This window comes from Saccharopolyspora halophila, from assembly GCF_039531955.1.
Classification (GTDB): Bacteria; Actinomycetota; Actinomycetes; order Mycobacteriales; family Pseudonocardiaceae; genus Saccharopolyspora; species Saccharopolyspora halophila.
Genome location: NZ_BAAARA010000008.1, coordinates 33,782 through 58,302 on the forward strand (window position 1 = coordinate 33,782; position 24,521 = coordinate 58,302).

The following is a 24,521-nucleotide window of genomic DNA, read 5'->3' on the forward strand; positions in this document are numbered from 1 at the left end:
GGCGGCCGCGACGCCGATCAGCGCGGCGAACCGGCGGCTCGCGGACTCCTCCGGCGCGTATCGCCCGCGGGCGCGCGGCGGGGACGGGCCCGCCACACGACCACGACCACCAGCGCTGCCAGCAGGACGCCGAAGCAGGCCACGAGGTACCAGATGAGTCCCGGGGCGGGAACCAGGATTCCCGCCCCGGGCATGACCACTCGCCAACCGGCATCGGCGACCTCGACGGCGCGGGCCGGCGCGTCGCTGCCCGCCGTTTGCGGCCGCACCGCTACGTGGGCCAGGAAACCCGAGGTCATGTGGGCCTTCCCGGGTGGGCCCCAGCTCTTGTAGCGCATCAGCACGACGGCGGACAGCAGCAGCGGCAACGGCAGCAGCGCCAGCACCGGCCGCACCGCGCTCCGCAGCGGCCAGCACAGCACGACGACCACCGCGAGCAACGCGACCAGCAGGCTCGCCGCGGCCACGAAATCCGCCAGCCACGGAAGCCGGTACACCGGCTCCCCCGACACGGACAGCAGGCACCCGGCCGGGGTGACGTCACCGGAGACCCGGTGGTTGCCGTACCCGCCCGCGCATCCCGCGAGCGCGTCGACGACGTACCGGCACCACGCGATGGTCGGTCCGGCCAGTACCGCGATCAGCAGCACCGAGGTCGGCCGCCCCGGCGCGCGAAGAAGCCCCTTCATGTCCCATACGACGCCACAACTCGGGCGCAGGCTTCCGCAAGTCACCTCAACGGAGGCTGATCAACCCCCGATCCAGCGACACTCACCCAAGTTCCCTCGCAAACGCGACCCCGAATTCCAGGGAATTCCGCACCCCGATTTCCAGGGAATTCGGGGTGCGGAACGGGTGGGGTCAGTCGAGGAGGTCCTCGATGGTGATCGGGGTTTTGCGGACTCGGATTCCGGTGGCGTTGTAGACCGCGTTGGCCACCGCCGCCGCGACGCCCACCGTGCCGATCTCGCCGAGCCCCTTGGCGCCCACGGAGTTGTGCAGGGTGTCCGGGTAGTTGACGAAGTGGACGTCGACATCGGGGATGTCGGCGTTGACCGGGACCAGGTAGCTCGCGAGGTCGCCGTTGGCGGTGCGGCCGCTGTCCTCGATCGCCAGCTCCTCGTGCAGCGCGGCCGACAGCCCCCAGATCATCCCGCCCACGGCCTGGCTGCGAGCCGGCTGCGGGTTGATGATCCGGCCGGAGTCGAACACGCCGAGCATCCGGGACACCCGGATCTCGCGAGTCCACCTGTGCACCTTGACCTCGACGAACTGCGCACCGAAGGAGCTGAACGAGTGCTTGGTCAGCTCCTCGCCGGGCGCCGAGGACCCGGTCACCGTCAGCGATTCGCGTCCCAGCTCCCGCAGCAGTTCGCCGAAGGCCATGGTGCGGCCCTCCTCGCCGAAGATCCTGCCGTCGGCGTAGCTGACCTCCTCGCCCGCGAACGGCGCACCCGGCCGCGTGGCCAGTGCGAGCAGCGCGTCGGTCGCCTCGGTGGCCGCTGCCATGATCGCGGTGCTGGTGCTGGCCGTACCGGTCGAGCCACCGGACATGCCGCCCTCCGGGAAGGCCGAGTCACCCAGCCGCGGCGTGACGCGCTCCGGCGGGATGTCGAGGGACTCCGCACCGACCATGGCCATCACGGTCAGCAGCCCGGTCCCCGGGTCGGCGCCGCTGGTGGACACCACCGCGGTGTCGTCGTCGCCGAGCCGGATCTCCACCTGAGCCGGGAAGCGCAGCGCGGGGAACATCGCGGTCGCCACGCCCATGCCGACCTGCCAGTCGCCCTCGGTGCGCCCGCTCGGCGCGCGGTCGGCCCAGCCGAACTCCCGCGCACCGAGGGAAAAGCACTCGTCGAGGTGCTTGCTGGACCACTGCAGGTCCTTGCCGGGCGGGGCGGCGGAGTTGTTGCGCCGCCGCAGTTCGATCGGGTCCACGCCCAGTTCCACGGCGAGCTCGTCGATCGCGCTCTCCAGCGCGAACGAACCGGGAGCTTCCCCGGGCGCCCGCATGAACGTGGTCTTCGGGACGTTCAGCGGCATGATCTTCTGGCTCACGGCCAGGTTCGGCGTCGCGTACCACTCCGCGGAGGTCGCGTGCGAGGTCGGTTCCACGAAGGAGCGGTCGATATCGGTGGTGCACACGGAGTCGTGCCGCAGCGCGATGAGCGTGCCGTCGCGCTCGGCACCGAGCGTGATGCTCTGCCGCGTCGCGGCGCGACCGGCCGTGGCGGTGAAGACCTGCTCGCGGGTCAGCGCTGCCTTGACCGGCCGGTCCAGCAGCCGGGCCGCCGCCGCGGCCAGGAAGGCGGGCGTGGCGGTGCGGCCCTTGCCGCCGAAAGCGCCCCCGACGTACGGGTTGACCGCGTGCACCTTCGAGACGTCCACGTCCAGCGCGGTGGCCAGCTCGTTGGCCTGCATGCTGGAGGACTGGCTGCCGCTGTGGACGGTCAGCTCGCCGTCCTCCCACACCGCCACCGCCGAATGCGGCTCCATCGCAGCGTGGTTCTGGGCCGCCGTCCGGTAGGTCGCGTCGACGACCACCGGGCTGCTCGCGATCGCGTCCTCGATGGACTCGACGCCGTCGGCGAGGACCACCTCGTCCTCGCGCGGGGAGGGCTCGGCGGCGTCCAGGCCCTCCTCGAACGAGGTCAGCGCGGGCCGTTCCAGGTAGGTGACCTCGACCAGACCGGCCGCGTAGCGGGCCTGCTCGAAGGTCTCGGCCACCACGAAGCCGATCGGCTGACCCCAGAAGGCGACCGCGCGGTCCTGCAGCGGAACCCAGGTCTCCCCCAGCACCGGCGACTGCGGGGTCTTGAGGTCGAAGGAGTCGAACGGCGTGTACACGCCGAGCACACCCGGTGCGGCCTTGGCCGCGGTGACGTCCATGGCCTCGACCTCGCCGTTGGCGATGGTGCTGAGCACCAGGAAGCCGTAGACCGTGCCGGGCAGGTTGTGGTCCGCCCCGTACTTGGCCCGCCCGGTGACCTTCAACGGTCCGTCCAGCCGTGCAGTCACTGGCCGCTCCCTTCGGTGAGTTCGAGCAGAGCGCGAACGATGGTCCGCTTCAGCAGGGACACCTTGAAGCCGTTGTGCGCCAGCGGCTTCGCGTCCTCGACGGCCCGTTCGGCCGCGGCCTCGAACGCCTCGGTCGTAGCGGGCCCGCCGCGCAACGCGTCCTCGACGGCGCTCAGCCGCCACGGCACGGTGGCCACGCCACCCGCCGCCAGCCGGACGTCGGCGACCACCCCGTCGCGCACGTCGAGGGCGGCCGCGGCCGAGGTCAGCGCGAACTCGTAGGACTGCCGGTCGCGCACCTTGACGTAGGTGGAGTTGGCCGCGAAGTCCAGCTCCGGCACGACGACCTCGCTGATCAGCTCACCGTCGCGCAGCTCGTGCTCGACCTCGGGCGTCTCCCCCGGCCGCCGGTAGAAGTCGGTCAGCGCGACGGTGCGCTCCCCGGACTCGCCGACCAGCCGGACCTCGGCGTCCAGCGCCACCAGCGCGACCGCGAGGTCGCTGGCGTGGGTGGCCACGCAGGAGTCGCTGGTGCCCAGGATCGCGTGCATCCGGTTGGCGCCGTCGATGGCCGAGCAGCCGCTGCCCGGCTCGCGCCGGTTGCACGGCATCGCCGTGTCGCGGAAGTACGTGCAGCGGGTGCGCTGCAACAGGTTGCCGCCGATGCTGGCCATGTTGCGCAGCTGCTGAGAGGCGCTGAGCAGCAGCGCTCGCGAGATCACCGGGTGCACGCCCGGGTGCTCGGCCACGTCGGCCATCCGCTCGAGAGCGCCGATGCGCAGCTCACCGGAGGTTTCGATGCCCCGCAGCGGGAGCGAGTTGATGTCCTGCACCGACTCCGGGGTGAGGACGTCGAGCTTCATCAGGTCGACCAGCGTGGTGCCACCGGCCAGGAACGTGCCGGGCGCGGACACCGCGGTGTCGACCGTCTCGGGTGCGGTGAGCTCAAAGGGTCGCATCGGCCTGCCTCGCCTGGTCGACTGCCGCCACGATGTTCGGGTACGCCGAGCAGCGGCAGATGTTGCCGGACATGAACTCGCGGACGTCCTCGACGTCCTTCTCGACCGCCGCGACGGCCGACATGATCTGCCCGGAGGTGCAGAAACCGCACTGCAGGGCGTCCTGGTCGAGGAAGGCCTGCTGCACCGGGTGCACCCGCTCGCCGTCGGCCAGCCCCTCCACGGTGGTCACCGGCTTGGTGACCGTGGCGGCCAGGGTCAGGCAGGACAGCACGGGCTTGCCGTCGACGTGCACGGTGCAGGCCCCGCACTGGCCTCGGTCGCAACCCTTCTTCGGCCCGGTGATGTCGAGCTGCTCGCGCATCGCGTCCAGCAGCGTCACGCCCGGATCGGCGTTGATCTTCTCGGTACTGCCGTTGATTTCGAGTGAGATGTCCACTGGATCTCTTTCCGGCTGCTCGCCGGTGCGTGGTCGCGCCGGCATGAAAGTGGTGGGAGCGAAAAGTCCGGAGACCGATCGGATAACCATCCGCTCGGACCTGAGAGCAACGGTAGCGGATTCCTATCCGCTCGGCAATCGAGTGTTCTGCACCCCAGGTTGCCCCAGGTCGTTGGACCGGTGCATTACATTTCAGGAAACACGGCGGCAATGGGAGGGACGATGACGACGGGCTCGGTGAGTCCCCGGCGCGCGGACACCCGGCGCAACCACGAACTCATCCTCACCGCCGCGGCCAGCTCGCTGGCCAACTCGGGCGCGGTGTCGTTCAACGCCATCGCCAAGCAGGCGGGCGTGGGCGTGGGCACCGTCTACCGGCACTTCCCCACCCCCGAGGAGCTCATCCTCGCCGTGTACGACCGCGAGGTCACCCACCTGGTGGAGGTGATCCCGCAGCTCCTCGGCGAGCACGATCCCGAGCAGGCCTTCCGGGTCTGGGTCAGCGATCATCTCGCCCACTACATGATGACCAAGCGCGGACTGGCCAAAGCGCTGTCGGCCAGCCGCTCGGAACTGCCCTCCAGCGCCCACGAGCGGATGATCGAGGCGATCTCCAGCCTGCTGGAAGCAAACGCCGAGGCGGGCACGATCCGCCGGGACGTGTCCCCGGAAACGGTTCTGCGCGGCCTCGCGGGCCTGTTCTACCTGGATCCCGACAGCGACTGGAAGACCCAGACCGCCGATCTCACCGAACTGATCTGGCGCGGCATCCGCTGCTGAAGCACCCGCACCGCAACGGTTCTCGCGAAGCCGAAGACCGCGCTCAGCCGCTACCGAAGGCGAGCGAACGCGCGTAGTTGACCCGGGAGTTGAGGTCCATGACGACCATCGGCGTGTTGACCGGCACCTGCGTGACGTGCATCAGCCCGCGCCCTTGAACGGTGACCTGCGCCCATCCGGTGGTCCGCTCCTCCTTGACCAGCAGGAAGAGCAACCCGAGGAAGCAGAACCACACGAACAGCACCGTCAGCACGATCGCCCACGCCGGGATCGTCCGGTCGGTGCGGCTCATGTCGGTGAACGTCCAGGTCGTGCCCGCGATCGGCGCACGACCGGAGGGCGTGATCACCTCTTCGCCGGTGCAGGCGATGTCGCCGATGGTCACCCGGACGGGAGCGGTGTTGTACTGATCCACGGAACGGGAGCCTACAACCCGTTCCCCGCCCGAACGGGGCCTTTCGTTTCACGCCCCCAGCACGTCCGGCCGGGCCGCGCGTTCCGGGCGGACTCGCCGCGCTGATCGGCATCCTCGCCACTCGGGGGCGTCCCCGCGTCGGCGGCGCCCTAGGAGCTTTTTAGAAATGCGGCGGCAGCCGCTGTTTCAGGTGTGCGACTCAGCCCGCACCGCCGCAGGTTCTCGTCGGCTTCGCGGCGAGCACGCCGGGACGCCGTGCACTGGGCACTTACCCACCTGTCAAGGAGAACTCGTGAGCACTCGCGACCGGATGCTCGACGCGGCCGCGCGGGTGATGCGCACGCGCGGGCTGGCCCGGGCCGCCACCAAGGAGATCGCCAAGGGGGCCGGGTTCTCGGAAGCCGCGCTGTACAAGCACTTCCAGGACAAGACCGACCTGTTCCTCGGCGTCCTGCCCGAGCGGGCGCCGAACGACCTGATGACGCTGCTGACGGCGCTGCCCGACCGCGCGGGAACCGGTGAGCTGCGCCGGAACCTGGTGGAGGTCACCGCGGTGGCGACCGGCTTCTACGCCGACACGTTCCCCATCGCCGCCTCGCTGTTCTCCGAGCCGTCGCTGCTGGAGGCGCATCGCAACGCCCTGCGCGAGCGCGATGCCGGACCGCAGCTGGTCCGCGAGGCGCTGACGCTACCTCGCCGCCGAGCAGCGAGCAGGCGCGCTCGGCCCGCACGCGGACCCGGCCGCCGCGGCGAGCCTGCTGCTCGGTTCCTGCTTCCAGTCGGCGTTCTTCGCCCACTTCGCCGAGCCGTCCAACCCCGACCCGGAATCTCTGGTCGCGACCCTCCTGGCGAGCCTGGAGCCCGCGGGCTGACCGCGAAGACGCGGACGCCCCCGACCGCTCGACCTGTCGAAAATCGATAAGATGCGCACGATGCTCGATAGGCTCTGTTGAGCGCCGACGTCACTTCTCGTGTGAGGACGCACCTATGAAGCACTTGCCCGCCATCGCCGCCAGCACCCTCGGCGTCGCCCTCGGAGTCACCGGGATCGTGCTGGGCGGAGCCGACGACTCACCGGGCCTGCAGGGCCTGGGACTGCTGCTCGTCATCGGCTCGGTGCTGTTCGGCGTCCGGAGCGCGCGGCGCACCGGGTAACCGCTTCCGCTGACGCGCGTCAGCCCAGCCACTCCAGCGCCGCTGCGGTCAGCGCTCGCACGCCGGTGCTCAAGGTCGGCTCGATCTGCGGGGCGAAGAAGGGCGAGTGGTTCGACGGGATGTCCCGGGCCGCAGTGCCGCGCTCGACCGCGGCCCGGTACTCGGCGGGGTCCGTGCCGCCGATGAACCAATAGCAGGTCGGCACCCCGGCCGCGGTGCCGAACAGGCCCACGTCCTCGCTGCCCATGGAGCGGTCCAGGGTGATCACCGCCTCCGGACCGAGCCCCGAGCGCATCGCCGAGGCGGTGCGGGCCGTGGCGTCGGCATCGTTGACCAGCAGCGGGAACCGGGTGCTTGGGTCGAACTCCGGCTCCCGCGGGGCACCCGAGGCGGCCGCCTCCGCGCGGGCGATGCGGTGCACCGCTTCGAGGACGCGCCCGCGCACCTCCTCGTCGAAGGAGCGGATGTTGACCAGCAGCTCCGCCTTCTCCGGGATGATGTTCTCCTTGCTGCCCGCGTGCAGCGCCCCCACTGTGACCACCGCGGTCTCGTCGGCGCCGACCTCGCGGGAAACCACGGTCTGCAGGCGCAGCACGGTCGCCGCGGCCATCACCACCGGATCGACGGAGTTCTGCGGCTGCGAACCGTGCGCGCCCCGGCCGAACATGGTGATCTTCAGCCCGTCGGCGGCGGACATGCTGGGACCGCTCATCATGCCGACCAGACCGGACTCGAACGGGAACACGTGCTGCCCCAGGCAGACGTCCGGTCGCGGGAACCGCTCGAGCAGCCCGTCGTCGAGCATCGCCTGCGCGCCCCTGCCGATCTCCTCGGCGGGCTGGAACAACGCCAGCACCGTGCCCGACCACCGTTGCCGGGCGTCGACCAGCACGTCGAGGGCACCGAGCAGGCAGGTGACGTGCATGTCGTGCCCGCAGGCGTGCATCACCCCGGACTCGGTGCCGTCGGCGGTGGTGCCGCGCCGGGTGCTGGCGTAGTCCAGCCCGGTCCGCTCCTCGACCGGCAGCGCGTCGAAGTCCGCGCGCAGCAGGACCGTCGGCCCGTCCCCGTTGCGCAGCACGCCGACCACACCGGTGCCGCCGACGCCCGTGCTGACCTCCAGCCCGAGCTCTTCCAGCCGCCGCGCGACCTCGGCGGCCGTGCGGTGCTCCTGGAACGACAGCTCCGGATGGGCGTGCAGGTCCCTGTACAGCGCGATCAGCTCGTCCCGGATCTCGTCCAGCCGCCCGAAGTCCACAAGCCCCTCCGATCATCGATGCCGCCGACGATCCTCCTCCAGGACCGGTGGGGGCCGCCACCGCCGACGGGAACTCCGGGTCGCGCGCGAGCTCAGCGGTGCGCCGGGAACTCCACGACCTGCTGGTAGGTGGGCCGGTTCTGCCAGCTGATCAGGTCCTGGCCGATACCGCCGATCCTGCTGTGCGCGATGGCGTCGGCGCACCACTGGTCACCCGCATCGCAGTCGGCGTCGCCCGGGTAGGTCTGCTCCGACGGGGTCGCGGCGGCCTGGTCGAGCGTGTCCAGCAGCATGCTGCGGCAGGATTCCGCGTCCCCGCCCGCGCAGAGCGGTTCGCCGAAACCGCCCGGGACATCCTCCCCGAGAGTGTTGCGGAGATCCTTGGAGACCTGGCCGTACCAGCCGGCCAGGAACGCCGATCCCTGGTGCCCCTGGCCCCGGTGCAGGTCGGGCTCGCGGTTCTGCCAGCCCGACGGGGACTCGTTGATCTGCATGACCTCGGTCATCGCCCGGTAGGCCTCCGGTCCCACGGCCTGCTCGAACTCGCCGCGCACCAGCAGCGGCCACCAGGCGTCGAACAACTCGATCGCCTCGGCGTGCGCGTAACGCCTGCTGCCGGGCTCCGCTTCGACGCGCTCGCCGCCGTCGGCCAGCCAGGCGCGCAGCCCGTCCACGAGCCGCCGGGTGTCCGGGTCGGCGATCGGGGCGGTGTCGATGACCCGCAACAGGTCCGGCAGGACGCGCTCGGCGCGCAGATCGGTCACGCCCGCGTCGGCCATGGCCTGCACCAGCTCCACGCGGCTGAACGGATCACCCGCCTCGATCTGCCCGCGAACGCGACTGTCCAGCAGGTCACCGCGCTGCACGGCGCCCTTCGCCGGGCTCGCGCCCGCGGTTCCCGGCGCCTGCTTGTTATTCCACGAGATGTAGTAGTCCTGGTTCGTCGAGTTCGGGTGCGCGGCGAACGGGGCGTAGTCGGCGGTGTTGTTCGCCGGGTTCCACCCCTGCCACTCGTGCGCCGGGTCCGAGGTGATCGGCATGCTCGGGTCGACGTGCGGCTGCCGGACGACGTTGGCGCCCGAGTTGAAGTAGGCCGTGTCCTCGGCGTCGGCGTAGAACCAGTTGAACGTGTAGTTGACGTCGTGCGCGGCGCGCTGGAAGTCGCGTGCCGAGCGGATCGCGTTGGGGTCGTTGAACTTCTGGAACCCGATGATCGAGTCGACCTCGTGCAGGAACGTCGAGCGGGCGGTGGTGAACGCGACCGGCTCGCCCTCGATGGTGCCGCGGTGGGTGACCGGCCCGTAGCGGGTGCGGAAGGACATCAACCGGTAGGAGCCCTCCGCGGTGTCGTCACCGAGGTTGGGCTGCCAGGAGTTGTCGCGCTCGACAGTGCGCATCGGCAGGCATTCGCCGTGGAACAGGTAGTAGTTCGAATCCCCGGAGACCGGGCCGCCGTTCGGATCGCACAGCTCGACGGCGTAGGTGTCGATGATGTCCTGGGCGGCCGTGGTGGCGCTCCAGGCGTAGTCCTGCCCGCGGCCGAGCAGGGTGTAGAAGCTCAGGCCCGCGAACGAAGCGCCCTTCGACGAGATCCCCGGCCCCTGCAGCTCCTGCAAGGTCAGCAGCTGGGGCGAGAAGTAGCCGGTCTGCGGGCCGAACACCGCGACCGGGTGACCGCTCTCGGTGTGCTGCCCGGAGACCATCAGGGCGTTGGACATGCTTCCCTGCTGCCCCATCCCCTCCGGGAACAGGCCGTCGTCGAACATCCCGCGCAGCGCTTCGGCTCCGTCGCCGGCGGGCTCGGGATTGTGCGCCTCCGGTCGAGCGGGGTCGTCCGCGGGTTCGGCGGCCGACCCGGTCCGGTCGAACACCAGCTGCTGCGGGCGCACCGAACCCGGATCGGGCATCGCCACGCCCTTCGGGTTCTCCGGCGAGTTCCCGTACGGGAAGGACTGCCCGTCGTGGATGGTGCTGATGGCCTCGGGGTCGTTCTCGGCGCGGAACGCCTGCCAGATCCGCTCCCCGCGCTGCACGCCGAACCGCTCGTGCAGCGACATCCGCGCGATGGCGTTCTGCACCTCGCCACCGCCACCACCACCGAACTGAGCGCCCACGAGCGAAGCCAGCACCACCAGGTCGGTGAGCTCGAACGGCTCGATCTCGCCCTCGTTGGTCACCGGGTCCACGTGTCCGGTCGCGACGTACTCGCCGGGAAAGTAGCGCCCCTCGTGGGCCTTCTCGAGGTAGGCGTTGATGCCGTCCACGTAGGACTGCGCGTCCCGCAGGGCGGTTCGGCCGCGCTCGCCCGAGGCGGCCACCGACTCGATCTGGCGCCGCAGCTCCTGCTCGGTGTAGGGCGCGGCGGCGAAGAAGCGCTGCTCCATCTCGCGATTGGCCTGCGCACCACCGGCGAACGGGGTGACCTCGCCGCGGCCCGCCCTGCGCAGCGCGTCCATCAGGAACAGCTTGTCCTCGGCGGTGGCGTAGCCCGCGCCGAAGGTGGTTCCGGAGCGGGTCGAGCCGTAGATGTGCGGGATGCCCGCGGTCTCGTCCCGGACGATGGTGACGTCCTCGCGCGGCGAGTAGCGGCGCTCGACCTCGTCCTCGGGGACGCCGAAGGAGTTGTCGTTGAAGAACTCCCGGATGGTGTCCGTGGTCAGCTTCGGGTAGCCCGCGACCAGCGCGTCGTACTTGCCCAGCTGGTCGTCGGAGTGCGGCGGCCGGGTGCCCAGCAGCATGTGCCCGACGAGCTCGGCGAAGGTGGCGTTGCCGTTCTGCCCCGGCGGCAGGATGTGATGGCACTGACCCCGGCAGTAGTCCTCGGGCGGCTCCGGTGCGGGCGCCGCGCTCGCGGTGGGAGCGACCAGCAGAGAACCCACGGTGGCGACCGCCGCGATGACGGCCGGCACGCGCGAACGTCGCGGCATACCAGGTCCTTCCGGTTCCGAGCAGGTAGTCGGCTACCGGACGTTAGCCATCCGCATAAGCGAATGAAAGCACCACCCGGACGATTGCACCAAATGGCCCAGCACCCGAGCAGGGGCGAGACAGTTTTGCCTAAAACCGTCAGGCCTCGATGCCCGACGTGTCCGCGCAGTTTTAGGCAAAACTGTCAGGCCCCGCCGCGCGAGAGGGACCGGCCGGGTCGCTCAACCAGCCTTGACCTGGTTCCGCTGGCGTCCGAGGTGGTCGATCTCCATCTCCACCACGTCCCCGGCCTGGAGGAAGGGAAAGCGCCCGGACATCGCCACGCCCTCGGGCGTTCCGGTGATCACCAGGTCCCCCGGCTCCAGAACCACGTACTGGGACAGATGCCGGATGATCTCGCCGACGCCGAAGATCATGTCGGCGGTGCTGGAGTCCTGGCGCGGCTCGCCGTCGACCCACGAGCGCAACCGCAGCGCCTGCGGGTCGTCGATCTCGGCGGCGGGCACCAGCCACGGGCCCACCGGGTTGAAGGTCTCGGCGCACTTGCCCTTGGACCACTGCCCGCCGGAGTGCTCCTTCTGGAACGCGCGCTCGGAGACGTCGTTGGCCAGCACGTATCCGGCCACGTGCGAGAGCGCCTCGTGCGCCGAGTCCAGGTAGCGCGCGCGGCGCCCGATGACCACGCCCAGCTCGACCTCCCAGTCGACCCGCTCGGCACCGCGCGGGACGACCACCTCGTCGAGCGGGCCGATCACGGTGTTGGGATGCTTGAAGAACAGGATCGGCACCTCCGGCGGCTGCGAGCCGGATTCGGCGGCGTGCGCGGCGTAGTTCTGCCCGATGCACAGCACCGCCATCGGCCGCGCGATCGGCGCGCCCAGCCGCAGGCCGCTGCCGTCACCCGGGTCGTTCACGGCGGGCAGCGTGCCGTCGGTCAGCGCGGCGCGGGTGCGGGCCACGCCGTCACCGGAGAGGAACGCACCGTCGATGTCACCGGTGAGCGGCGTCAGGTCGAACACCTGGCCCGCGTCGTCCTGCACGTGCGGCTTCTCCGCCCCGGCGGGGCCCAGCCTCAGAAACTTCATCGCATCTCCCATCCGCGACCCGGGCCGATGCCGGGCCCTGCTCCACCGAGATCGACCCGGATCCGTGAAACCGGTGCACGCACCACGACTTCACGTACTCGAAGCGCGTTCAAGCCGGAGAAATCGGATCAGCACGAACACCCCGCGTCAACAGCGGGCGCCCCGCGGCGGAGGTGTGACAGTTTTGCCTAAAACTGTGGCGGGTGCGTGTCCGCGCAGTTTTAGGCAAAACTGTCACACCTCGCGCGCCACCGGTGCCCGAGCGAGCGGGTCTAGCGGCGCAGCTGGGACTCGATCTGGTCGACGACCTCGGCCAGCGGGATCCGGGTCTCCTCGGTCCACCCGGGGCCGCAGCGCGGGGTGGGGGCCGAGACCGACAGGGCCGAGATGACCTGCCCCGCGTGGTCGCGGATCGGCATGGCCACGCACCGGCAGCCGATGATGTACTCCTCGTCGTCGGCGGCGTAGCCGGCGCGGCGGGACCGGCGGACCTCGTCCAGGAACTCTTCCAGGTCGGTGACCGTGTTCGGCGTGAACCGCTCCAGCCGCGCCCCCGCGTAGCGACGCTCCAGCTCGTCGTCGTCCAGGCCCGTCAGCAGCGCCTTGCCCAGCCCGACGGAATGAGCGGGCAGGCGCATGCCGACCGCGGAGACGAGCTTCATCGGCTGCGGCGACTCGGCGATGGCGATGTAGACGTTCTCGGTGCCGTCCAGGCGGGATAGCTGCACGGTCTCCCCGGTCTGCTGCGCCAGGTCCTCCATCAGCGGCAGGGCCAGCCCGACGATGTCGCGGTGCCCGGTGTAGCCCTGCCCGACCGTCCAGGCCTTGAGGCCGAGCCCGTAGGTGCGGGTGGTCGGGTCGAACTCCACGAAGCCGCGGTGCACCAGGGTGCCGAGCAGCCCGTGCACGCTGGACAGCGGCAGATGCAGGGTTTCGGCGATGTCGCTGAGCCGGTGCCGCCCGCGGGAGAGCAGTTCGAGGATGACCAGCGCCCGATCGGCGGACTTGACGACGTTGTGCCCACTGCTCGTCTGCTGTTCAGCGGTCACCGACTCCGCCCTCACCCCGTTTTTCCTCCTGCTCGCTTCGGTCCCCCCCGGCCACCGCACAGTACAGCGAGCGCTCGCCGCGCGCGCGACCATGGGTTGATGGACGCAGCCTCGCCGTTCGCCCCGCTGTCGCCCCGGATCGATCTGCCCGCCACCGAGCGACACCGCATCGAGTGGTGGCGTGCGCAGCGCATTTTCGAGCGCAGTCTGCAGCGGACCGAGCACGCCCCGCGCTGGGTGTTCTACGAGGGCCCGCCGACGGCCAACGGCACCCCGGGCACTCATCACGTCGAGGCCCGAGCGTTCAAGGACGTCTTCCCCCGCTTCCGCACCATGCAGGGCTACCGGGTCCCGCGCAGGGCGGGCTGGGACTGCCACGGCCTGCCGGTGGAACTGGCCGTGGAGCGCGAGCTGGGCCTCGACGGCAAGCCGGACCTCGAGCGGATCGGGATCGCCGAGTTCAACGCGCACTGCCGCCGCTCGGTCCAGCGGTACGTCGGCGAGTTCGAAGCCGTCACCACGCGGATGGGCTACTGGATCGATCTCTCCACCGCCTACTGGACGATGTCACCGGAGTACGTGGAAAGCGTGTGGTGGGCGCTCAAGCGGATCTTCGAGGACGGACTGCTGACCGAGGACTACCGGGTGACGCCGTACTGCCCGCGCGATCAGACGACGCTGTCCGAGCACGAGGTCGCCCAGGGCTACGAGAGCGTCGAGGACCCCTCGGTTTTCGCGCGCCTGCCGCTCGAGGGCGAGCTGGCCGGGCACACCGGCGTCGAGCTGCTGGTCTGGACGACGACGCCGTGGACGCTGGTGGCCAACACGGCCGTGGCGGTGCACCCGGACGTGGAGTACCTGGTGCTGCGCGCGGACGCGGGAACCTTCGTGGTCGCCGAGCCGCGCGCCGCCGACGTCCTCGGCGAAGCCGAGGTGCTGGCCCGGGTCCGGGGACGCGATCTGGACGGGCTGCGCTACCGGCGGCCGTTCGACCTGGTCGAGATCCCGGACGCGCACCGGGTGCTGCTCGCCGACTACGTCTCCACCACCGACGGCACCGGACTGGTGCACCTGGCCCCCGCGTTCGGTGCCGACGACCTGGAAGCCTGCCGCGCGCACGGGTTGCCGGTGGTCAACCCGGTCGGCGCGGACGGCCGCTTCACCGACGTGGACCTGGTCGGCGGCATGTTCTTCAAGGACGCCGACCGGGTGCTCGTCGAGGACCTGGCCCGGCGCGATCTGCTGCTGCGGCACGATCGGTTCGAGCACGCCTACCCGCACTGCTGGCGCTGCCACACGCCGCTGATGTACTACGCGCAGCCCTCCTGGTACATCCGCACCACCGCGATCGGCGAGGCGCTGCGCCGGGAGAACGACGCGACGAACTGGTATCCCGGCCACGTCAAGCACGGTCGCTTCGGCGACTGGCTCGCCGGCAACGTCGACTGGGCGCTGTCGCGCAGCCGCTACTGGGGCACGCCGCTGCCGCTGTGGCGTTGCGAGCGAGGGCATCTCACCGCCGTCGGCTCGCGCGCCGAGCTGGGCGAACGCACCGGCCGCGATCTCGGCGACCTCGACCCGCACCGGCCGTTCGTCGACGAGATCGCCTTCGACTGCCCGTCCTGCGGCGAGCCCGCCATCAGGGTGCCGGACGTGATCGACGCCTGGTTCGACTCCGGTTCGATGCCGTTCGCGCAGCTGGGCTACCCGCACCTGCCCGGCAGCGCGGCCGAGCTCGCGCGCAGCTACCCGGCGGACTACATCTGCGAGGCCATCGACCAGACCCGCGGCTGGTTCTACACGCTGATGGCCGTGGGCACGCTGCTCTTCGACCGCTCCAGCTACCGCAACGTGGTGTGCCTGGGCCACATCGTGGCCGCCGACGGCCGCAAGATGAGCAAGCACCTCGGCAACGTGCTGGACCCGATGGCGCTGATGGAGGAGCACGGCGCGGACGCGTTGCGCTGGTTCATGCTCTGCAGCGGTTCACCGTGGTCGCCGCGCCGAATCGGGCACGAGCCGTTGCGCGAGATCGTCCGCAAGGTGCTGCTGACCTGCTGGAACACCGCCGCGTTCTTCAACCGCTACGCCGCGCTGAGCTGGGACGCGGGCGAGCCGACCGAGCAACGGCCGGTGCTGGACCGGTGGGTGCTGGCCGAATCCCACCGGGTGATCGCCGAGGTCACCGAGCGGCTCGAGGACTACGACACCGCTGGGGCGGGACGAGCGCTGGCCGAGTTCGTCGACGAGCTGTCCAACTGGTACGTGCGCCGCTCGCGCCAGCGGTTCTGGGACGGCGATCCGAACGCCCTGCGCACGCTGCACGAAACCCTCGACGTGCTGACGCGGCTGCTGGCACCGTTCGTCCCGTTCCTCGCCGAGGAGATCTGGCAGTGCAGCGTTCGCCCCGGAGCACCCGAGGCGCCGGAGTCGGTGCACCTGGCCGACTGGCCGCGGCCCGCGACCGAGCTCGTCGACGAGGCGCTGATGTCCCGAGTGGACACCGAGCGCCGGTTGGTCGAGGCGGGTCGGGCCGCCCGCCGGGACGCGGGCGTGCCGGTCCGGCAACCGCTGGGGCGCGCGCTGATCAGCCCCGATCTGCCCGACGAGCTGCGCGCGGACCTGGCCGAAGAGCTCAACGTGCGCGAGGTGGCCACGCTGGATTCGGCAGGCGAGGTGCTGGCGGTGACGGTCAGACCGGATTTCCGCGCGCTGGGCAGGCGGTTCGGCAGCCGCACGCAGCAGGTCGCCGCGGCCATCGGCGCGCGCGAGCCCGCCGAGCTCGCCGCCGAACTGCGCGAGGCGGGTTCGGCCGAGGTCCGGCCGAACGGGACCACCGAACGGATCACCGCCGATGACGTGCGCATCAGCCAGGTCCCGCGCTCGGGCTGGGTGGTGCGGACCCAGCAGGAGGTGACCGTGGCACTGGACACGGCGATCACCCCGCAGCTGCGGCTGGCCGGGTTGGCCCGCGAAGTGATCCGCTTCGTGCAGGACTGCCGCAAGCGCGACGGCCTGGAGATCACCGACCGCATCGCGCTGCACTGGCAGGCGGGCGGTGAGACCCGCCAGGCCGTGCGCGCCCACGCGACCGAAATCGCGGCGGCGGTGCTGGCCGTCGAGATCACCGAGGCCGAAGCGACCGAGCACACCGATCCCGAGCTGGGCCTGGGCGTGCGGCTGGCCGTGCGATGACGAGGGGCCGTGGGCGTCCGCATCGCCCACGGCCCCGCTCACCTCGGCCCGCGTGTCCCGCGCACGACGAGCTCGAGGACGATCACCGCGCGTCAGGAGCCGATCTGCTCGGCGAGCTCGTCGTGGTAGGCACCGACGCGGGCGTACACGCCCGGGTAACCCTCGCGGGCGCAGCCCTGACCCCAGGAGACGACGCCGATCAGCTTGTTGTCGGCGACCATCGGGCCGCCCGAGTCGCCCTGGCAGCTGTCCAGGCCGCCTTCCGGAACGCCCGCGCAGACCATGCCCGCGGGGTCGTACTCCCCGTAGGCCGACCGGCAGGTGCTGTCGGAAGTCACCGGGACCTCGACCTTCTGCAGGTGGTCGGACTGCTCGCCGCCCTCGCTGGTGGCGCCCCAGCCGAGAACCGTGGCCGGAGTGCCTTCGGCGTAGACCGGGTCATCGGCCGCCGCGGCCAGCTCGATCGGGGTCTCCGAGACCGGGGCGCCGAGGGTCAGCACCGAGACGTCGAAGCCGCGGGTCGCGTCCTGGTACTCCGGGTGCACCCAGATGTCGGTGACGTCGGAGACGGTCCCCTCGTCGGAGCTCATCACCGTCCGGCCGCTGACCACCTTGACCTCCGAGGCCTGCGACCCGGTGGTGCAGTGCGCCGCGGTGACCACCTTGGTCGGCGAGACCAGCGTTCCGCCGCAGAACTGCTGCCCGTCCGCGCTGGTCAACCGGACGGTGAACGGGTGGTCGGCGATGTCGGCGTCCTGACCACCGACGATGTAGGGGTTGACGTCGGCGGGCGCGGCGGGTGCGGCGTGCGCGACCGAGGCCGAGGTCAGCGCGGCGGCCGCGATCGCGGCGGCACCGGCCAAGCGGGCGAGGCGACGTGGGGAATCGACCATCGTGTCTCTCCTTCTTCCGTTGATCCTGCCGCGGGGAGAGCGATCGAGGGCCTGCCTTCCCTCGACGCACCCGCACCGGCAAGCTTGATCGAACGGTATCCGCTGGTCACCGGGCATCGGAAGGCTTCGAATTTGCCGTTTTCCCCATTCCGCCAGGCACTTCGGAAACATTGCTTCGCAAATCTGTTGCCACGGCGATAAATCCTCATCAGTTCACGAGAACATCCGCGCAAAACGCGCATTCGCCCCAAGACCGACCTCCGGGCGATAGGCGCTGGACGACCGCGGAGCGCGGGAAGAGGAGTGCCCCCTCGGACGCACCCCGATTGCGTCCGAGGGGGCACTGCCAACCTCGGCCGGACCCCTCCGACCGGTGTCGTCGATCCCCGAAACCGACGACTCGCCGCGTTCGGAGGCCCCGACAGCCCCGGCAAACGCGTCTTCTCCGGTGTACCGATCTTGGCCGAGATATTCCAGAGCCAATCGGTGTAGCTCACTCGATTGATCGTTCAACCCGACGGCGTAATGCCCAAATCGTCCCGTGGGCCGGTTCGGGAACGCGGCAGAACCGGTGCTGCAGGTGCGCCTACCGCGCGACCAAACCGGCGTCGTAGGCGAGCAAACCTGCCTGCAGGCGGTTGTCGCACTCCAGCTTGACCAGCATCCGCGAGACGTAGCTCTTCACCGTCGCCTCCGACAGGTGCAACCGTCCGGCGATCTGCGCGTTGGACAGGCCATGCCCCAGGCAGGTCAGCACCTCCACCTCGCGTTCGGTGAGGTCGCGAGCCAGCCGCGCCGCGCGGTCCCGCGCGCTCTGCTGCCCGCCGGAGGCCGCCAGCAGCCGTCGCTTGGCCTCTTCGGACAGCACGGTGTGCCCGTCGGCGGCGACCCGGACGAGACCGATGAGGTCCTGTGGCGACGTGGATTTGACCAGGAACCCGGCCGCGCCCGCCCGCAGCGCGCGCAGCACGTACTGGTCGGCGTCGAAGGTCGTCAGCGCCACCACGGCCGGGTGGTCGGGCATCGCGCAGATGCGCTCGGTGGCGGTGAGACCGTCCACACCGGGCATCCGCAGGTCCATCAGCACGACGTCCGGCTGATGCCGGACCACGGATTCCACCGCGGCAGCACCGTCGTTGGCGTCGTCGACGACCTCGACATCCTCGGCCGAACCCAGGATGGTGCGCAGGTGGGCGCACACCATCGGTTCGTCGTCGACCACGACGACCCGAACCCGGTCAGGCATCGGCGACCTCCTCGGTGGGCACGTACCCCGGCAGTATCGCCTCCACCTCGAAACCGCCGCCGGACGGCTCGGCCCGGAAGGACCCGCCGACCAGTTCGACCCGCTGCCGCAGGCCGCGCAACCCCACCCCGGCACCGCTGTCGGCCAGTTCCGCGGGACCGCTCGGCCCGGAGTTGCGGATGGTCAGCCGCAGCCGGTCGTCGCCGTAGACCGCGCTCACCCGCACCGACGCTCCCGGGGCGTGCTTGTGCACGTTGGTCAGCGCCTCCTGCACCACGCGGTAGGCGGTGCGCGCCACCGCCGGGGTGACCAGGTCCGGATCGCCCCGCACCACGAACTCCACCGGGACACCGATCGCCTCGGACTGCGAGATCAGCGCGGCGAGATCGGGCACCCGCTCCGGCGGCCCGTCGGAACGCCCGGGCTCGGCCTCCTCACCGCGACGCAGCACGCCGACCAGATCGCGCAGCTCGGCCAGCGCCTCGGAGCCCCCGCTGCGCAGTTCCTCGGCGGCTCGCCGGACAGCGGGGTCGTCGCTGGCCACGCCCAGGGCTCCGGCCTGCAGCACCATCAGGCTGATCCGGTGGGTGACCACGTCGTGCATCTCCACGGCCAGCCGGGCGCGCTCGTCGGCGCGAGCCTGCTCGGCCAGCAGCTCCTGCTCGCGCTCGGCTCGCTCGGCGCGTTCCTGCAGAGCGTTCATCAGCTTGCGGCGGGCGGCCATGTAGAGCCCGAGGATGGCCGGGACGATCGTCCAGAACAGCGCCCCGACGATCGGATCGGGGCCGGGAAACGTCCACGGCCGGAACGCCACGAAGGCCAGAACGCCGATCAACGCCCAGTGCAGGAAGGTCTTCACCCGTCCACCGGTGCCGTAGACCACCACGGCGTAGATGACGAACGGGGTAACCCCGGGCCCCCACGGGTTGGTGTCCAGGTCGTTCTCCAACAGCGGCCCGGGACCGAACTCGACCATCACGGCCTGCCCCGCAGCGGCGGCCGCCGAAGCCGCCAGCACCACGCCGGGGAAACGGCGACGGATGATCAGCAGGGCGCTGAGCGTGGCGTTGATGGTCTGACTCAGCCACACCCCGCCGATCCAGTCGAACGCATCCGACGGCATCGGCGGCGGGTACAGCAGAGCCAGCAGCTGCCCCATCAGGTACAGGCCCACGGCCAGGCTCACATCGAATACGGCGTCGTGCTTGGAGTTCCACAGCAGCCGCCAGAGCGGGCGTTTCACGACGTCCACGGTAGCCGCGCGCGGCGGCTGAACCCGGCCGAAAGCATCTCTCGGCGGCACGAAGCAGACGAAAGTTGCACCCTCGCGCACGGCTCGCAACCTTCGGCCCATCAACCGACGACCGATCGCCGTGTCGCGCGCGCCGCCCGCTCGGCTGAACTGGAGGCACTTCCGCACGTCTCTGGGGGAACGAATGTCAACCACCACGCTGATCGAGAGCAGCCGCACCAGCCCGCTGCCCTCGTTCGCCGCGCGCCCGGTGCTGATCATCACCGGCGTCACCGCCCTGGTGCACGTGATCGCGGCCGCGTTCGGGGACTTCTGGATCGACGAGGTCTACATGCTCGCGATCGGCAAGTACCACCCCGACTTCGGCTACGCCGACCAGCCGCCGCTGGCGCCGATGATCGCCGCGGCGATGGACTGGATCGCACCCGAGTCGATGATCGCGCTGCGGCTGCCCGCCGCCCTGGCCACTGCGGGCGCGGTGCTGCTCGCCGGACTGCTGGCCCGCGAACTCGGCGCCGGGCGGCGCGGGCAGGCCGTGGCCGCCTTCGCGGTGGCCACCGGGCTGTGGTCCGCCCTGATCGGGCACTTCGTGGCGCCCTACACCTTCGAGCCGGTGCTGTGGCTGGCCCTGCTGTTCCCGGTGGTCCGCTGGCTGCGCCAGCACTCCCGGGGCGTCGCCGACGACCGCCTGCTGCTGGTGTTCGGGGTGCTGCTCGGCATCAACCTGCTGCTGAAGTTCCAGGTCGCGCTGCTGTGCGTGGCGCTGCTGATCGGTGCGCTGGCAGTGGGGCCCCGCGCGATCCTGGCCCGGCCGAAGCTGTGGCTGGGAACCGGCATCGCGCTGGTGCTCGCCTCGCCGACGCTGATCTGGCAAGCGCTGCACGGCTGGCCGCAGCTGGGGATGGCCTCGATCGTCTCGCAGGAGGCGGAGTTCCTCTTCGGCGGGCGCACCGGCTCGACGATCATGATGGTGGCCTTCGCCGGCGTCGTCGGCTCCGGTCTGGTCGTGGTCGGAACCTACCGGTTGCTGCGGAACCCCCACCTGCGGCCGTACCGGCTGTTCGCGGTCGCCGCGCTGGTGCTGTTCGTCATCTTCGTCATCACCGTCGCCCGGCCCTACTACGTCGCGGGGCTCTACGGCGTGCTGATCGCCGCCGCCGTGGCCGAGGTGCCAGGGAGCGCCCCGGCCAAGCCGTCCCGCTGGGGGTGGACGGCTTGGCCGGTGTACGCGTTGTCGCTGGTGGTGGCGGTAGTGCTGGCGAACCCGTCGGCGCTGAACAGCGAGGAGATGCCGATCCCGGTCAGCGAGCAGGTCGCGGGTGACACCTCGCGCGCCTACACCGGCCTGGCCCCGGCCCGGCGCGCCCACACCGCCGTTCTGGCCGAGAGCTACATCCTCGCTGCGATGGTCGAGGTCGGGCAGGACGACCACGAACTACCCCCGGTGCACAGCCCGCACCGCGGCTACGGCTACTTCGAACGCCCCGGTGACGACGTGCGCAACATCGTGTTCGTCGGCCGGGATCCCGGCGAGGTGCGCGGCTCGTTCGAGCGGGCCGAACAGCTCGTCCGCGGCGACGTCTCGGTGTGGGTGCTCACCGGCAGGCAGGAGTCCTGGGCCACGATCTGGCCACGAATTCGCCATCTCTGAGCCGAAACGACGCGCGGGCGAGACGTCGCGGACACAATCGGGGGCACGACGAACCGAACGAGAGGGGTTGATGGTGGCCGACGAAGGACTGCGGTTGCGCCCACCGCGCAACCGGGTCGAGAAGCGGGCGATCGGCTGGTGGACGGTGCAGGCGCTGATCCTGGTGCTGCCACCGCTGGTGGCGCTGATCGTGCTCGGCGTCGTGCTGCCCGCTGCCCGGTTCTGGCTGCTGCTCGGCGCGGTGGTCGTGCTGGCCCTCGGCATCGCCTACGTAGTGGTGATGCCGCAGTGGCGGTTCCGGGTGCACCGCTGGGAGGTCACCGACGACGCCGTCTACACCGCGGCGGGCTGGCTGCTGCAGGAGTGGCGGATCGCGCCGATGTCGCGCATCCAGACCGTGGACACCGAGCGCGGGCCGCTGCAGCAGCTGTTCGGCCTCTCCAGCGTCACCGTCACCACCGCCTCGGCGGCCGGGCCGCTGAGCATCGACGGATTGGATCACCTGCAGGCCAAGGACATCGTGGAGCAGCTCACCGCGACCACCCAGGCCACCCCCGGGGACGCGACATGAGCGACGTCTTCGACGGCGAATGGCACCAGCTGGAGTTCAAGGCCACCCTCGCGGTGCTGGTGTTCGTGCTCGTGCCGCTCCCGGTCACGCTGCTGATCATGCTCGTCGCCGGCGCGGGCGCGATCCCGACCCTGATCACCACGGGGATCTGGCTCGTCGTCACGGCCCTGATCGCAGGCGCCGGGTACTACGAGTGGCACTTCACCCGCTACCGGGTCACCGGCGAGCGCTTCGAGTTCCGGCGCGGCGGCGTCTTCCGCAGCCACCGCTCGATCCCGCGCGAGCGCATCCGGGCGGTGGACGTCACGGCCAACCCGGTCGAGCGGATCCTGCGCATCGCCAAGGTCAAGGTCTCCACCGGCGGCCAGGGCAGCGAGGGCGAGATCCGGCTGGACGCGATCAACCGCTCCGACGCCGAGCAGGTGCGGGCGGACCTGATCCTGCGCACCGCGCCGGACCCCGACGCGGACTCCGACGGCGTGCTGGCCAAGCTCAACCCGGTGTGGCTGCTGTACTCCGCGCTGACGCTGTCGCTGATGCTGGTCGTGTGGGGTGCGATCGGCTCGCTGGTGGGCAACTTCCAGCAGATGCTCAGCTCGTGGGGCGTGTGGACCCAGGTCGGCGCCGCGGTCACCGCACTCGGTCTGGTGTTGTTCGCGCTGCTCTCCGCAGCCGGGGTGCTGATGATCGGGGTGGTCGGCGCGGTGCTGCTGTCGGCGGAGATGTGGTGGGGCTACCAGCTCACCCGCGAACCCGCCGGCACGTTGCGGGTCACCCGCGGGCTGCTGACCAACCGGTCGCTGTCGCTGGAGGAGCGCAGGCTGCGCGGCGTCGAGCTGGCCGAGCCGCTGCTGCTGCGCTGGTTCCGGGGTGCCCGGCTCAACGCCGTGGCCACCGGGATCAACAGCACGCAGGGCAACGACCAGAAGAAGCAACCCGACCGCAAGACTCTGCTCCCGCCGGCACCGCGCTCCGAAGCACTGCGCGTGTCCCGGAAGACGCTGCGGCACAACCCGTTCGGCACCGCTCTGCGCACCCATTCGGGACGGGCGCTGCGGCGGCGGATCAACTGGGCGCTGTTCGCGGTGCTCCCGGTGCTGCTGGCCGCGGCGGTTCCCGCCTGGCTGGGCTGGTTCCCGGTCTGGGCGGTAATGCTGGTGACGGCCGCCGCAGCGGCCGTGGGACTCGCCTTCGCGTTCGACGCCTACCGGAACCTCGGGCACGGGCTCGACGAGAAGTACCTCGTGGCCCGCAACGGCACCGGGGTGCGCAAGACCGTGGCGCTGCAGCGCGACGACATCATCGGCTGGCGGATCAGCCGCACGGTGTTCCAGCGCCGGGCGAATCTGATGACCGTGGGGGCCACCACCGCGGCCGGTTCCTCCATCTACCGGGTGCACGACGTGGACACCGAAACCGGTCTGGCCGTGGCCGATGAAGCCGTTCCCGGGCTACTGGAGCCGTTCCTGCAACGTCCGTGAGTCGAGCCCGCCTCGAGCGATGCGCTCGACGAACCTCCGCCAGTGCCGCGCGGTCACGCTGATCCCGACCGCGCGGTTCTTGGTGTCGCGCACCACGACGGTTCCCGCCGCGAACCCGACCTCGACGCACTGGCCCTGGCCCTGCGTGCGGGTGCTGGTTCGCCAGCCGGTGACCTCGCCCATCTACAGCTCCCCTATTCGCTGCCGAAGCAGCCGCTGCGTGTCCTCCGGGGAGGCGGCGTGCGCCCGGAGGTGGTCCATCATCCTGGCGTAGTTGGCGATCTCGATCTCGCGCTCCAGGTAGAGCCCGCCCACGTGGGTTTCCAGGTAGACCACGTCCGGATCGATGTGGCTGGCGTAGCGCAGGATCACGAACGGGCCCGCCTGCGCCGGGTGCGCACCGGCGTCGAGCGGCATGACCTGCACCGCGACGTTGGGCAGCTCGACGAGTTTGAGCACGTGCTCGAGCTGCCTGCGCAGCACGCCGTCGCCACCGACCGGACGGCGCAGCGCGGCCTCGCCGATCACCGCCCACAGCTCCAGCGGATCCTCGCCGGTGACCCGGTCCTGGCGCTGGATGCGCAGCTCCGCGCGACGGCCGATCTCGGGCTCGTCGGCGCGGACGAGCGTGGATTTGGTGATCGCGTAGGCGTATTCGGCCGTCTGCAGCAGGCCGGGAATCGCTTCGGCCTCGTAGGTGTGGATCTCCGAAGCCTCGGCCTCCAGGCCCACGTAGGTCTCGTACCACTCGGGCAGGACATCGCTGTAGGAGTGCCACCACCCGCGCTTGCGGGCATCGCGCGCGAGGTTGAGCAGCTGGTCCCGTTCGGTGCCGTCGATGCGGTAGAAGTCCAGCAGCGCGGAGACGTCACCGACCGAGGGCGAACGCTTGGCGGTCTCGAACCGCCCGATCTTGGCCTGGGCGCACGCGAGGTGTGCGGCCGCCTGCTGCTGGGTGACTCCGGCCCGCGAGCGCAACCGGCGCAACTCGGCTGCCAGCCTGCGACGACGCACGGTGGGACTGACGTTCATGCACACATCCTGCACCGAGCACCACGTTGCGTCATCACCCGGTTACCCGTCGACGTCTTCGAATGCCCGATACCCGAACGACTTTCGACTTACCGGTCGTTCGAGCACCTGGCG

At 70.7% G+C, this 24,521-nt stretch carries 21 protein-coding genes; 7 read left to right on the plus strand and 14 right to left on the minus strand.

Going from position 1 to position 24,521, the window contains the following annotated elements; all coding sequences use genetic code 11:
• Positions 1 to 17 precede the first annotated feature (17 nt).
• The 4 genes from ABD289_RS12700 to ABD289_RS12715 form a co-directional block, all read right to left on the minus strand.
• Positions 18 to 689, minus strand: a complete 672-nt coding sequence (locus tag ABD289_RS12700; protein ID WP_344130703.1) for a hypothetical protein — start codon at positions 687 to 689, stop codon at positions 18 to 20.
• A 172-nt stretch (positions 690 to 861) separates the two neighbouring features.
• Entirely contained in the window at positions 862 to 3,018 is a 2,157-nt protein-coding gene (locus ABD289_RS12705; protein ID WP_344130706.1) for a xanthine dehydrogenase family protein molybdopterin-binding subunit, read from the minus strand.
• A complete protein-coding gene (locus ABD289_RS12710; protein ID WP_344130709.1) occupies positions 3,015 to 3,977 on the minus strand; it encodes an FAD binding domain-containing protein in 963 nt (320 codons plus the stop codon). The genes ABD289_RS12705 and ABD289_RS12710 overlap by 4 nt, the downstream gene beginning before the upstream one ends.
• Entirely contained in the window at positions 3,964 to 4,416 is a 453-nt protein-coding gene (locus ABD289_RS12715) for a (2Fe-2S)-binding protein (protein WP_344130712.1), read from the minus strand. Before ABD289_RS12715 ends, ABD289_RS12710 begins: the two co-directional genes overlap by 14 nt.
• A 222-nt stretch (positions 4,417 to 4,638) precedes the next feature.
• On the opposite strand from ABD289_RS12715, the gene ABD289_RS12720 reads away from it, so the two are divergent.
• Positions 4,639 to 5,196 carry a TetR/AcrR family transcriptional regulator gene (locus ABD289_RS12720; protein ID WP_344130715.1) on the plus strand — a complete coding sequence of 186 codons (558 nt, stop codon included), beginning with the start codon at positions 4,639 to 4,641 and terminating at the stop codon, positions 5,194 to 5,196.
• Between the two features lie 43 nt (positions 5,197 to 5,239).
• Here the strand turns inward: ABD289_RS12720 and ABD289_RS12725 are convergent, their stop codons facing one another.
• A complete protein-coding gene (locus tag ABD289_RS12725; RefSeq protein ID WP_344130718.1) occupies positions 5,240 to 5,611 on the minus strand; it encodes a hypothetical protein in 372 nt (123 codons plus the stop codon).
• A gap of 292 nt (positions 5,612 to 5,903) precedes the next feature.
• On the opposite strand from ABD289_RS12725, the gene ABD289_RS12730 reads away from it, so the two are divergent.
• Positions 5,904 to 6,533, plus strand: a complete 630-nt coding sequence (locus tag ABD289_RS12730) for a TetR/AcrR family transcriptional regulator (RefSeq protein WP_344130721.1) — start codon at positions 5,904 to 5,906, stop codon at positions 6,531 to 6,533.
• A gap of 65 nt (positions 6,534 to 6,598) precedes the next feature.
• The gene (locus ABD289_RS12735) at positions 6,599 to 6,766 is read left to right on the plus strand and encodes a hypothetical protein (protein WP_344130723.1); all 168 of its coding nucleotides are present in this window, start codon (positions 6,599 to 6,601) and stop codon (positions 6,764 to 6,766) included.
• Between the two features lie 19 nt (positions 6,767 to 6,785).
• Here the strand turns inward: ABD289_RS12735 and ABD289_RS12740 are convergent, their stop codons facing one another.
• The 4 genes from ABD289_RS12740 to ABD289_RS12755 form a co-directional block, all read right to left on the minus strand.
• Positions 6,786 to 8,024: an amidohydrolase gene (locus ABD289_RS12740; protein WP_344130726.1), complete on the minus strand. Its 1,239-nt coding sequence runs from the start codon at positions 8,022 to 8,024 to the stop codon at positions 6,786 to 6,788.
• Between the two features lie 92 nt (positions 8,025 to 8,116).
• Entirely contained in the window at positions 8,117 to 10,951 is a 2,835-nt protein-coding gene (locus ABD289_RS12745; RefSeq protein ID WP_344130729.1) for a penicillin acylase family protein, read from the minus strand.
• 222 nt (positions 10,952 to 11,173) lie between these two features.
• Positions 11,174 to 12,037 carry a fumarylacetoacetate hydrolase family protein gene (locus ABD289_RS12750; protein ID WP_344130732.1) on the minus strand — a complete coding sequence of 288 codons (864 nt, stop codon included), beginning with the start codon at positions 12,035 to 12,037 and terminating at the stop codon, positions 11,174 to 11,176.
• A 272-nt stretch (positions 12,038 to 12,309) separates the two neighbouring features.
• Entirely contained in the window at positions 12,310 to 13,086 is a 777-nt protein-coding gene (locus ABD289_RS12755; RefSeq protein WP_344130735.1) for an IclR family transcriptional regulator, read from the minus strand.
• 99 nt (positions 13,087 to 13,185) lie between these two features.
• Between ABD289_RS12755 and ileS the strand changes: the two genes are divergently transcribed.
• Positions 13,186 to 16,281: an isoleucine--tRNA ligase gene (gene ileS / locus ABD289_RS12760; RefSeq protein WP_344130739.1), complete on the plus strand. Its 3,096-nt coding sequence runs from the start codon at positions 13,186 to 13,188 to the stop codon at positions 16,279 to 16,281.
• Positions 16,282 to 16,373: 92 nt separating this feature from the next.
• Here ileS and ABD289_RS12765 read toward each other — a convergent pair whose 3' ends face one another.
• From ABD289_RS12765 to ABD289_RS12775, 3 genes are all read right to left on the minus strand, one after another.
• Entirely contained in the window at positions 16,374 to 17,174 is an 801-nt protein-coding gene (locus ABD289_RS12765) for a S1 family peptidase (RefSeq protein ID WP_344130742.1), read from the minus strand.
• Positions 17,175 to 17,760: 586 nt separating this feature from the next.
• Positions 17,761 to 18,420: a response regulator gene (locus ABD289_RS12770; RefSeq protein WP_344130745.1), complete on the minus strand. Its 660-nt coding sequence runs from the start codon at positions 18,418 to 18,420 to the stop codon at positions 17,761 to 17,763.
• Positions 18,413 to 19,663 (minus strand): sensor histidine kinase, encoded by a 1,251-nt coding sequence (locus tag ABD289_RS12775; protein ID WP_344130748.1) that lies wholly within the window; start codon positions 19,661 to 19,663, stop codon positions 18,413 to 18,415. Before ABD289_RS12775 ends, ABD289_RS12770 begins: the two co-directional genes overlap by 8 nt.
• Positions 19,664 to 19,856: 193 nt before the next feature.
• On the opposite strand from ABD289_RS12775, the gene ABD289_RS12780 reads away from it, so the two are divergent.
• The 3 genes from ABD289_RS12780 (at position 19,857) to ABD289_RS12790 (ending at position 23,375) form a co-directional block, all read left to right on the plus strand.
• The gene (locus ABD289_RS12780; protein WP_344130751.1) at positions 19,857 to 21,323 is read left to right on the plus strand and encodes an ArnT family glycosyltransferase; all 1,467 of its coding nucleotides are present in this window, start codon (positions 19,857 to 19,859) and stop codon (positions 21,321 to 21,323) included.
• 70 nt (positions 21,324 to 21,393) lie between these two features.
• Positions 21,394 to 21,894 (plus strand): PH domain-containing protein, encoded by a 501-nt coding sequence (locus ABD289_RS12785; RefSeq protein WP_344130754.1) that lies wholly within the window; start codon positions 21,394 to 21,396, stop codon positions 21,892 to 21,894.
• Positions 21,891 to 23,375, plus strand: coding sequence for a PH domain-containing protein (locus ABD289_RS12790; RefSeq protein ID WP_344130757.1), 1,485 nt, complete (start codon positions 21,891 to 21,893; stop codon positions 23,373 to 23,375). Before ABD289_RS12785 ends, ABD289_RS12790 begins: the two co-directional genes overlap by 4 nt.
• Here ABD289_RS12790 and ABD289_RS12795 read toward each other — a convergent pair.
• Positions 23,346 to 23,558 carry a DUF397 domain-containing protein gene (locus ABD289_RS12795; protein ID WP_344130760.1) on the minus strand — a complete coding sequence of 71 codons (213 nt, stop codon included), beginning with the start codon at positions 23,556 to 23,558 and terminating at the stop codon, positions 23,346 to 23,348. The genes ABD289_RS12790 and ABD289_RS12795 overlap by 30 nt on opposite strands.
• Positions 23,559 to 24,407, minus strand: coding sequence for a DUF5753 domain-containing protein (locus tag ABD289_RS12800; RefSeq protein WP_344130763.1), 849 nt, complete (start codon positions 24,405 to 24,407; stop codon positions 23,559 to 23,561).
• Positions 24,408 to 24,521 lie beyond the last annotated feature (114 nt).